This window comes from Pontibacter silvestris (genome assembly GCF_020907275.1).
Taxonomy (GTDB): domain Bacteria; phylum Bacteroidota; class Bacteroidia; order Cytophagales; family Hymenobacteraceae; genus Pontibacter; species Pontibacter silvestris.
This window is the reverse complement of record NZ_JAJJWI010000050.1, coordinates 1-8981: the sequence shown is the minus strand read 5'-3', so window position 1 is coordinate 8981 and position 8981 is coordinate 1. Positions and strand designations below refer to the sequence as shown.

Sequence of the window (8981 nt, the reverse complement as noted above, 5' to 3'; positions counted from 1 at the left end):
CAGATAAGCGTAGGTTCTCGTTTATACCGTAGTTAGCGGGTATAACAAGTAAGAAAACAAAGCACTTAAGAGTAATTGAACAGAGTTAATAAACTAATAACAGCTTTATATGCGGCTGAACAAAAGAATATGCAGTATTCAGGCGGAAAGGCTCGTTTGTTTATAGCTAAACTTGTTTTTTGCTTGTTGATATGGATATGGCTTCTCCCTTTATTGGGGATCTTGGAAAACAACCTTGGATTGATTGAAATAAGTTTTCACAAACCAAGACACCGCATAGGTTATCTGCCTGTCTTGCTGGTATTGTATTTTATACTTAGTTATTTCACTCTAAGAGTAGAAGATGCGGATAAATATTTGAGGGAAAGTGAAAATAAGGCTGAAATGAAGAGTTACAGAAAGTGGTTTGTAGCCTTGATAGCCATTGGTTTTACGTTTTTGATTGTCGTGGCGAAGTTTAATCAAGGTAATCCACTGTCAGACTAAGTTTACATTAAGAATTAAATCCGCTAACAAGGTATATAAGCCACACTACGGCTATGCCTCGTTCGCCTTCTATACAAGCCGTTAGCTAATATTTATTAATATGAATTTGTTCGAAGAACTAAGTCTCTTTACCAAGTCAGCTTTAGTGCTTGGGGTTGCACTTTTAACCTATGGCTTTTTGAGTCAACTTATACCGATCGACTTCTTTTGGGAGGCTAAAACAATTGGATGGCTGCTATTCTTAGCTGGTCTAATAGGCTTGCTAGTACATAACATGGCGAAGAGGAAGGAGGCAGGGAAGAAAGTACTTTGGAACAAGATTGGCATTGGGGCAATAAGCTTTATCCTTCTTGTACAGACATCAATGCTCGTAATTATGCCTAATACTAAAGCTTACCAGACGGCAAAAGATCACCTCTTGCGCAGCGAGCACATAAAAAGGGAAGTAGGAGAAATAAAGGGATTTGGATTTACACCGACAGGAGGTATCGCAGTTCAGAATGATTCGAATGGAGAGACTGGTAGCGCTAACGTTGAACTGACTATTAAGGGTGACAAAGCCTTCAAGAGTGTAACAGTTCATGTTTTCAAAGACTACGGCAAGGACTGGGAAGTAGTAGGGATTGAATAGGCTGTACCTATTCATGCTGATGATGATGACTAGCTTTGACTTTCAATATTTACAAGGGAATGGATGTATTTTACACAAGATAGAATGGGATGTATACAACAAAGTTGTTTTCACAGCAGCAGTAGATGAGCAGCTGGGTCAGGAGGAGTTACTGTTGACCAAAAGAAGAAGAGCAAAGTTTAGAGCAAGGGTTGGAACAATCCAAATAAATGGGGGCGCACTTGGTTCTCTTTCTTTAAAGGAGGCAGCCATAGGCTTGGGTTTTAGGAAGGTTGGGACCGTAGGTACAGGCAGTAGCTCCCAGCAAAAAAGAATAATGTGCCCCCATTGTGGGGTCATTCAAAAGCTTAAAACTGAATGGCAAACATGTGAGAGTTGTAACAAGAAGTTCTACCTCTTTGACGATAACTGGTAAAATAAAACATTGGCTAACAAGGCACAGGCTCCATACTTGGCTACGCCTCGTCCGGTGCCTGTCCTAATCCGTTGTAGCTAAGCTTAAAAATGAAAATGAACGCAAAAGACAAACAAAAGGAATTTATAAAGACTTACCTGAAGCCAAAACTCAAAGAAGAAGGTTATAACACAGCTGGACAGAACTGGTGGAAAAACAAAGGCGACTTTTTTATTACTATCAATTTACAGAACTCTCAATGGAATAGTGTTGAGAGTTTAAGCTTCTGTTTCAATATAGGAGTTGCTTTGACAGAGAAAATCAAAGACCCAGAAAAGAAAAAAGCAACTTACTACGACGCTGGAGCAGCAATCCGTGAAGACGGTTTTCTACCCGATGAAAGAAAGAAGCATAAGTATAGAAAAGAAAGCTGGTTGGGGTATATCATAACCAACGACACAGACCTTGAGGACTTTTCCAGAGAATTAAAGATTGACTTTGAAGAAGCCATTTTACCAAAACTGAATAATTTAGATTCTTTAGAAGACTGCCTAAGTTTCTTCAAACAATTTGGCTTCTGGGGTGAGAATCTCAAAAAGCAAATAGAAGAAATTAGCAAAACATAAAAAAGCCTACCTACAACATTGTGCATAAGCCATGCTACGGCCGACGGCCTTGCACGTCTCATGCACTAGACGTTAGGGGGCATAAAAATCAATTTATATGATTGACGGGAATAATATAATATACCACTACATCCAGAAGACCCTTTTGTCAGATAACGCGAATGATAAGTTTTCAAAAGAACTTATAGAAAGACTAATTATTGATTTATCAATTTGGTTTCCTCCCAATGTTTATCAAGAATTACCACTCCTTCTTCCTTATGTGATTAGAGATGCTTCGTGTAGACAAAAACAAGCGAATGGAAAACATGAGTGGGGTTTTTCAAATACTAAGGGGTTTCTTCGTGACGACAATTCATTGATTAAAGGCATTATTAGTCCACTTCAAGTAAAGAGTAATAAAATTAAAGAATATAATAATAAGAAATTAAGTGTAGGGTTTGTTGCTAGCCATATTTGGAGAAAATTGAAGGGTAAGGATTTTTTAGCTTCAACTTTTGAAAAGACAAATTCTTTTGTTCCTAATCTTGTATGGCTGCCAAAACAAATATCAAAATTGACTGATAGGGAGGGCAGCTATGCCCAACAGATTTTACAGGCTCTTTCCTACAAAATTTATTTTAATAATACACTAACTGATTTTACTAAAGAAATTTGGCAGCATCTAGAAGTCCCTTCTGTTCCAGCAGTTGACAATATAGACATAAATAAATTGAACTACTTTATAGCACCTGATATTTGGATTGAAAAAAAGAAAACTATGCTTAAAAAAGAAATTAATATTATTTTACAAACATTAGATTCTAATAACAATAACACTACTAAAGTTAAATGCTCATCCTATTTACCAAGTTTAGTTGAAAGAATTGAAGATAATGAAAAAGGCAAATTTAAAGATTGGCTAAATTCAAACCTAAAACAAATAAATTAGAATAACGCCCCCTAATCGTGTAGACGGCCCCGCCACCGTTAGGTAGCGGGGAGCGCCTCACACACCACTGTACAAGCGGGTCTCGTATACAGCGGTTCGTTGAGTTGTGGAGCTACTTTCCTGTAGTAGTTGAGCAAAGATTCGTACCCCCTGCGGACAAGCCGTTTCACCGTTACCGTCGTTATCAGGATCGGGCTTTGAGCCACGTCCCAGCCTCCTTTCCTGGTCCTGCTCCAGGCATAGGCCTGCCACTTGGGGACAATGGGATTTATAGAAAGAAATTATAATGACATACCTATAGACAAACAAAGGATAAAAGAACTGTCAAATCGCATTGAAGAAATAAGAGCAGAACTGTAACCCGAAGGCCAGCAGGTAATGCACCTCCTGTCTGGTATAGAGGCTAGTGTGTTCCATACAGCAAAAGGTATCTGTGCCAGCCTCGCAGCCGTGCTGCTTGAGCTATACCTTCATGCGCATGAAACCACTGAGGTTGTTGTTGAGCTTGTGGCAGAGCTGCCTGCCGTTCCTGGAGTCAATCAGGCATACATTCAGACTGTCTTTCGATACATCAATGCCCAGAACAAAAGGGGACTTGTGAATATATAACCTTTTCCATATATTATGAAAAATGTGCAAGCTGTGAATCGAAACTTTTATAATGGGCCTAAAAGTGTCCCTAAAATCTATATGACCCTTGCCTGCGGGTTTAAAATAAAAGCAGCCAGACTGAATCGGACTATAGATTGATTACAGCTTTGTTAGCGAGTAAGGCATTGGCTGCTTCTTCAGGTATAATCAACCAATTAAATTTAAACAATATGTCAAGAAAAACTATTTATCAAGCAGTTTTGTCAACTGAACCTTTTTTAGTGAGTGAATTTATTGATTTCGAAAAGGCAAGTCGAACTGATTGTAGTTTCATTATAAAGAAATTGTTCTCGCATACTCATACAACTTATAGTGACAATAAATACGAAATTTACAATTACTCTATTTTAAACAAAGACCAAGAAGTTGTTTCAGTTGAGAATAACGAGTGGAAAATAGAGGAAGTGTATGACGGTTATTTTGGTAAACAAACGAGACAAAATGGGAATAATACATTTATCCGTTGGTCTGCATGGAATAATTATTTGATTTCTGACCCAAATGGTGAGCTTCGCAGAATTATGTTTGTGAATCCAAAAGAAGCTTTAGAGCATCTTTCTATTTTAAGTCAATTTCAAAGTTGGGCAGATTATGAAATAGAAAATCGACAGGTGATGCTCTAAACGATTAACTGAAATAGTATAAAATTACTACTCCTAATCGAGGTACTGTCTTAAAAAAAGCGAGTGATGTTATAGAATTATTTTAATAACTTGATCTTAGCGAAAAGAGAGCTTCAGGCGATTCGTTGCACGGAAGTTCATCTTGTGTAGCCCCGGCAATAGCCGGGGAAGCTTACATTAGCAGTCCTTTTCACCTTTTCATCATGCGGTGACAAGGACGAGGACCCACAGCCGAAAACAAATAAAGAGCTTCTTACTGCCAAAACATGGAAGGTTTCCAAAATAAAGGGAGACGGCATTGATATCACCAGTTCAAGTAATGCGGGTGTGGTTACCATCCGAAACACACGTACTAAGTTCAATTCAGATGGCACCTATACTCAAATCACTTCTTGCTTTAGCGGAAGCGGTGTTTGGGAGTTCGCCAACAGTGAAAGTGTATGTACCCCTTTTTCGAACAGCTTGAATGAGACTTCTCTCAATATTTACAATAGTCAGGATGTAAGCTGACATTCTCTATTTAACATTTTTCTTTCGTAATCACCTCCATGGTTTAGTGAGAGGTGATTACGAAAGAAAAAATGAACCTGTAAGCCTATTGCTGCTAAGATTAGCAGTAGTGTAAGGTCAAGTAGTGGTAATTACTCAATGTTTGAGCTGTGCCAGCATATCAGCAAAGCAAAAATGATTGGCTTGATGGCCAAGTCATTTTTGAATGAGTGTAACTTACTGCTTTACTACTAAACTTACCTTTGCCCTTTTAGCGCTCCCAGCTCTTTATGATGTAGTTATTCTCCATTAGCTTTTTTTCTGCTCCACCGTTGGCAGGCCTAAGCCATACTTCGGATCTAAAACGGCAAATCATCAGGCTCATCATTCAGCCGGATGACTTCTCTGTAAGACGTCTCCTCCTGTACTGTCCAATACGGTTCTCCTCTTGAGTAGCTGTCATAAGTCTCCCCCAGGAAGACGCCAGTAACATTATTTGCGCCCAATTCTATTAGCTTGTTAGCATTTTGCACAAAGGAGCCGCCCGAGGTCTTTACGTCATCAAATAAGATCACATTTTTGCCAGCGAACACAGGCGCGTTATAAAGCAGGTTCTCTGTCTTATCAACACCGACAACACCCTTCAAAGCTTCCTTGTCAAAGTTGACCTCAATTGCGCTGTATCCGTTCTTAACCCCCAAATATTCTGAGACCAAGCTGCAGAAACTGAGAAAGCGGCATTTATTCCTGCTCTCAGTCGATGCAGGAATGATACTGAACACGGTGTTAGCCTCAGACCAGTCCTGATACTCGCTGGAGAACTCTCCATAAAGGGCACTAGCTACTAAAAGGGCGATCTCGCTGGAGTTATAGCCATCTTTGAAAGCATATATTAACCTCCTGATATTCTCCACCTCCGCAGGAACCTCTCTATATCGATTCTTCGGATAATAATCAAGAAGAGAATAGTAAGCGAAGCCCCTCTTCGTGTTTCTATTCTTGAACTCTGAAGATAATTCAACCCATGAGATGTCCTTTCCCCGCTGCATGTCCAGTGCTGGGTCGGATGAGAAGATTTTCCCATACTCAGCCCAAAGACTTTCATGAATTTCTGAATCCTCAACTGGTTTTGCAATGTCAAAGCTATACAGCGCCTTAAGCTCAGCATTCTCCTTAGCTTCCTTTCCTCTTGCTGTAGTTTTCTTTACATCTGGCTTGTTACCTTTTGCAGGAGTTCTCTTTATATCTGTTTTCTTGTCTTTTTCTTCTTTTAGAGGCTCCTCCCCTTTTTCCTGTACATAGTTATTTGCTCCGCTTTTCCAGTAACTGGGAGTTACCTGCTCCCTCATAGGGTTTGCAACAGCAGTAGCTCTGGGAGTTTCATGGTTAATGTGCTGAGCATTTTTCTTATATTCCTTTCTTCTTTCGACTTCCAGGTTTTTCTTTACTTCCCTAGTTTCCTTCCCCACCGCAGCCCTTTTACTGTCTCTGTTGGCGTTCCAATCCTTAAAACGTTGCCTCTCTGTAGTTGCCCTATGTTTTCCTCTGCTATCCTTGATGGCGAAATAGAAAAGCAACAACATAATGAGCATAATGAAAGCTACTGCTAAAATCCCTCCCATGGCTATTGTCTAAACTTCAGATGGAGATGTTATGAGATGGTTTAGCATTTCTAAGGCACTGCTGACGGTTATACAAGGCATAGCCATAGTAAGCTCCTTTGCATTGACACACCCCCATAGGCAGGCAACTGGGGTAACGCCTGCTGCTTTGTAAGCAGCCAAATCGTTCACAGTGTCTCCAAGGCCAAAGGATTCGGAGGGAGTCCCTCCAGCTAGCTTTAGGGCCAGTAGCACGGGGTCAGGGTTAGGTTTGCGTCTGGAGGTATCGTGATATCCTACCACTGCGTCAGCCTTTATTCCTAGGGAAGATAGGGCCAGCTCACAGTACTTCCTTGGAGAGTTCGTCACAACCGCTATTCTATATCCCTTGCTTCTGCCCTTTTCGAGCAGGTCCAGCATTCCTGGGTAAATTTTTATTCGGTGCAGGGAAGCATAAACAGAGGACCAGTTACGGGCTCTTCTTAGAGGTTCCAGTGCGCTTGTGTCGGCAATGGTTTGGTCAAAGTCGAAGATAAGTGTTTTCATGAGAATAGAGTAAGTTGTGCTTTTGACGAGGTACTGCCCAGTTCAGGATCGGAAGAGTTACCGCTATTTCTACCCTGGCTCAGCAACTTCTCAATATAAGCTTGGATGGCTGCCGGACTGTCCAGGGGGACCGCCTTGCTTTCCTCCACCAGCATCCTATTGCCCTGGAATTTATCATGTGTTTCAAAGCCGCCCTTGCTTTTCATGTGTGAGTACATGCAGGCTACTGGTCTGCTTTCCTTTAGTGCAAACCCCACCGTGTGCAGCGTTCCGCCTTTCACGCCTGTCTCCAGCACGACAACCCCGCGGCTTAGGCCGCTCTGAAGCCGGTCCCTGTCCACAAACGTGCTCCTGTGGGGATCCTTACCGAAATGTAGTTCACTCAACAAAAGCCCTTCGCATTCTAATATTTTATTTGCCAACTCCTTGTTTTCCCTAGGGTAGATCGAGTGCAGCCCCCCAGCCATAACGGCAACGGTCGGTTTCTTGACATCGACAGAAGCTCTGTGGCCGATCGTGTCACACCCAAGCGCAAGACCACTGACCACAGTAAAACCAGCATCTACAAAGTAAGATGAAAGCTTGGGACCAGCCGCCAAAGCATGCTCTGACGGTTCCCTTGTGCCGATAATGGCGACAGTGGGTGCCTGGAGTGAGGCTATGTTCCCCTTGCAGTGCAGAAGCAGAGGCAGGTTTTTTATCGTTGCCAGTAGCCGGGGGAACGTGGAGTCATTGAAGGAGAGTATCTTTATTCCGTGCCTGTCAGACTGCTCGATGATATGCTCACTGGCTGCGATGGCCAAAGAGAGGTTGTCCAGCGTAGGTAACTGCAGCCTCTTATAATATTTTCGTACCTCCTCAAGGAGATCCAGTATCTCTGCTTCCCTATAAGGTAAAGCGAGTTTGTTGGAGACAAGGTAATCGTTGATTGCTAGGATGGCAGACTTGCCCACACCTGATAGCTGTTCAAGTAAAAGGATTTGCTTTGCTGATAACATATATTAGGATAATCCTTTAGCTGTTTTGGCTCTCAGCTTCTCTAAAGAAGAGGCGCTTCCCACCTTATCACAAGAAAAAGGTTTAGCATTGTGATTAAAGATTCAATATATAATTTTCAGTATAAAAAATTCCTTTTTTTATACTGAAAACACAACTTTATTCCTTTTGAAAAAGGATATATGTGTAAGACATAAAATCATGTTCCCTGGAATTCCTAGAATGGCTTCTTGTGCGGAAAGATGGGTCTGGATAAGTTTCCGAAGTACCAGCAACTCCTAAGCTTTATCTATAACAGATTTTATGTAAAGTAGAAGCTGCTTCTCCTTGCTACATAGTAGGATGTCAGCCATATTTTACTAATATTTTTAATAAATTATTTTATACAATAAATAAAATTTCTCTAAAGCTGCATAATAGCTAATTAATTTAACAATAAAAGCTCCTGCAACATGAATCGAGAAACACTACTGACATGCAAGCCTCATGCTCACGCTGGATCAACTTAACAAGTCTATGGGAAAGGGAACGGTGAAGGTGGCTGCTGAAGGGGTGAGCCATACTTGGGAGCCTAAAGCGGAATACGTCCCCCCATGCTATACAACAAGGATTGAGGATGTGTTGAAAGTTCGGTGAGATTTCGGTAGAGAATGCTTATCTTGAACACCGAACCGAAACGGCCTTTCTTAAGGCTGCACCATAAATAAAAAGTTTATATGATCACCGTGAAGCACCCTGTAGAGGAATGCAACATCAGCCAGGAGAAGTTCCTGGCCGCCTGCCCCGCAGAGGAGCACCGCTACCATGAGCTGGTGTTCACGGTGGGTAACATCTCCTACCGGTACCATCATGAGGCAAGGGAGTACTCCCCCGACCTGGAAGACTATCAGGAGTGGCTGGAGGGCCTGCCGGAGAATGTTCGCAGGGGAATGGAGCAGCTGGGCTTTGAGGGCTGCAGGAGTGTGCTTTCCTTCACACGCTATGGAGTTGCTACCTTTGACTGGAGA

12 protein-coding genes and 1 pseudogene are annotated in these 8981 nt (G+C 41.7%); 9 read left to right on the top strand and 4 right to left on the bottom strand.

What is annotated here, in order from left to right:
* Positions 1 to 75 precede the first annotated feature (75 nt).
* The 5 genes from LN995_RS21165 (at position 76) to LN995_RS21145 (ending at position 3068) form a co-directional block, all read left to right on the top strand.
* Positions 76 to 486 carry a hypothetical protein gene (locus tag LN995_RS21165; protein WP_229963092.1) on the top strand — a complete coding sequence of 137 codons (411 nt, stop codon included), beginning with the start codon at positions 76 to 78 and terminating at the stop codon, positions 484 to 486.
* Positions 487 to 586: 100 nt separating this feature from the next.
* Positions 587 to 1117, top strand: a complete 531-nt coding sequence (locus tag LN995_RS21160) for a hypothetical protein (protein WP_229963091.1) — start codon at positions 587 to 589, stop codon at positions 1115 to 1117.
* Positions 1118 to 1136: 19 nt separating this feature from the next.
* Positions 1137 to 1532 carry a hypothetical protein gene (locus LN995_RS21155; RefSeq protein ID WP_229963090.1) on the top strand — a complete coding sequence of 132 codons (396 nt, stop codon included), beginning with the start codon at positions 1137 to 1139 and terminating at the stop codon, positions 1530 to 1532.
* Positions 1533 to 1627: 95 nt separating this feature from the next.
* Positions 1628 to 2137: a DUF4304 domain-containing protein gene (locus LN995_RS21150; RefSeq protein ID WP_229963089.1), complete on the top strand. Its 510-nt coding sequence runs from the start codon at positions 1628 to 1630 to the stop codon at positions 2135 to 2137.
* Positions 2138 to 2234: 97 nt separating this feature from the next.
* Positions 2235 to 3068, top strand: a complete 834-nt coding sequence (locus LN995_RS21145; RefSeq protein WP_229963088.1) for a hypothetical protein — start codon at positions 2235 to 2237, stop codon at positions 3066 to 3068.
* A gap of 57 nt (positions 3069 to 3125) precedes the next feature.
* Here the strand turns inward: LN995_RS21145 and LN995_RS21140 are convergent, their stop codons facing one another.
* Positions 3126 to 3320: a hypothetical protein gene (locus LN995_RS21140; protein WP_229963087.1), complete on the bottom strand. Its 195-nt coding sequence runs from the start codon at positions 3318 to 3320 to the stop codon at positions 3126 to 3128.
* A 126-nt stretch (positions 3321 to 3446) separates the two neighbouring features.
* Here LN995_RS21140 and LN995_RS21135 point away from each other — a divergent pair, with 126 nt between their 5' ends.
* Together LN995_RS21135 and LN995_RS21130 are read left to right on the top strand one after the other, a co-directional pair.
* On the top strand, positions 3447 to 3677 hold the full coding sequence (locus tag LN995_RS21135) for a hypothetical protein (RefSeq protein ID WP_229963086.1): 231 nt from the start codon (positions 3447 to 3449) through the stop codon (positions 3675 to 3677).
* 149 nt (positions 3678 to 3826) lie between these two features.
* Positions 3827 to 4342: a hypothetical protein gene (locus LN995_RS21130; protein WP_229963085.1), complete on the top strand. Its 516-nt coding sequence runs from the start codon at positions 3827 to 3829 to the stop codon at positions 4340 to 4342.
* A gap of 848 nt (positions 4343 to 5190) precedes the next feature.
* Here LN995_RS21130 and LN995_RS21125 read toward each other — a convergent pair.
* The 3 genes from LN995_RS21125 to LN995_RS21115 are packed head-to-tail and all read right to left on the bottom strand — an operon-like array spanning position 5191 to position 7976.
* Positions 5191 to 6453: a phosphoribosyltransferase gene (locus tag LN995_RS21125; protein WP_229963084.1), complete on the bottom strand. Its 1263-nt coding sequence runs from the start codon at positions 6451 to 6453 to the stop codon at positions 5191 to 5193.
* Positions 6454 to 6462: 9 nt separating this feature from the next.
* Entirely contained in the window at positions 6463 to 6978 is a 516-nt protein-coding gene (locus LN995_RS21120) for an HAD family hydrolase (protein ID WP_229963083.1), read from the bottom strand.
* The gene (locus LN995_RS21115; RefSeq protein WP_229963082.1) at positions 6975 to 7976 is read right to left on the bottom strand and encodes a DNA-processing protein DprA; all 1002 of its coding nucleotides are present in this window, start codon (positions 7974 to 7976) and stop codon (positions 6975 to 6977) included. The genes LN995_RS21120 and LN995_RS21115 overlap by 4 nt, the downstream gene beginning before the upstream one ends.
* Before the next feature lie 484 nt (positions 7977 to 8460).
* Between LN995_RS21115 and LN995_RS21110 the strand changes: the two genes are divergently transcribed.
* Positions 8461 to 8610 (top strand): DUF4113 domain-containing protein, encoded by a 150-nt coding sequence (locus LN995_RS21110; protein ID WP_262910552.1) that lies wholly within the window; start codon positions 8461 to 8463, stop codon positions 8608 to 8610.
* 185 nt (positions 8611 to 8795) lie between these two features.
* Positions 8796 to 8981 (top strand): annotated as a pseudogene (locus LN995_RS21105) (hypothetical protein); the annotation flags it as partial.

Excerpts from the sequence above, each read along its gene's own strand:
- LN995_RS21155 (WP_229963090.1), top strand. The coding sequence starts at position 1,137 with ATGATGATGACTAGCTTTGACTTTCAATATTTACAAGGGAATGGATGT.
- LN995_RS21150 (WP_229963089.1), top strand. The coding sequence starts at position 1,628 with ATGAACGCAAAAGACAAACAAAAGGAATTTATAAAGACTTACCTGAAG.
- LN995_RS21115 (WP_229963082.1), bottom strand. The coding sequence starts at position 7,976 with ATGTTATCAGCAAAGCAAATCCTTTTACTTGAACAGCTATCAGGTGTG.
- LN995_RS21125 (WP_229963084.1), bottom strand. The coding sequence starts at position 6,453 with ATGGGAGGGATTTTAGCAGTAGCTTTCATTATGCTCATTATGTTGTTG.
- LN995_RS21145 (WP_229963088.1), top strand. The coding sequence starts at position 2,235 with ATGATTGACGGGAATAATATAATATACCACTACATCCAGAAGACCCTT.
- LN995_RS21110 (WP_262910552.1), top strand. The coding sequence starts at position 8,461 with ATGCTCACGCTGGATCAACTTAACAAGTCTATGGGAAAGGGAACGGTG.
- LN995_RS21135 (WP_229963086.1), top strand. The coding sequence starts at position 3,447 with ATGCACCTCCTGTCTGGTATAGAGGCTAGTGTGTTCCATACAGCAAAA.
- LN995_RS21160 (WP_229963091.1), top strand. The coding sequence starts at position 587 with ATGAATTTGTTCGAAGAACTAAGTCTCTTTACCAAGTCAGCTTTAGTG.
- LN995_RS21120 (WP_229963083.1), bottom strand. The coding sequence starts at position 6,978 with ATGAAAACACTTATCTTCGACTTTGACCAAACCATTGCCGACACAAGC.